This window comes from Enterocloster aldenensis, from assembly GCF_003434055.1.
Lineage (GTDB): Bacteria > Bacillota > Clostridia > Lachnospirales > Lachnospiraceae > Enterocloster > Enterocloster aldenensis.
In genome coordinates this window covers 1-293 of sequence record NZ_QVEX01000050.1, presented here as the reverse complement: position 1 = coordinate 293, position 293 = coordinate 1, and the positions used below count along the sequence as shown (strand labels likewise).

Here is a 293-nt window from a genome sequence, read left to right as displayed (position 1 = left end):
CCGACTTCCCACAAGGTTTCTCGTGTCTCGTGGTACTCTGGATCCCGCTGCTTCCTATTGTTTTCATGTACGAGGCTTTCACTCTCTTTGGCCTGACTTCCCAGACAGTTCCATTAACAAATCGGTTCACGTGTGCGGTCCATAACCCCAGCATGCACGCACGCTGGTTTGGGCTCCTCCCATTTCGCTCGCCGCTACTTTGGGAATCGATGTTTCTTTCTCTTCCTCCGGTTACTTAGATGTTTCAGTTCACCGGGTTCCCGGCGTATGGCTATGTATTCACCATACGTCAC

The 293-nt window shown here is 51.5% G+C and carries 1 rRNA gene (running past one end of the window); it reads right to left on the bottom strand.

What is annotated here, in order from left to right:
* Positions 1-293: ribosomal RNA gene (locus DWX59_RS28425) — 23S ribosomal RNA — on the bottom strand; its annotated part reaches 797 nt to the left of the window's first position; the annotation flags it as partial.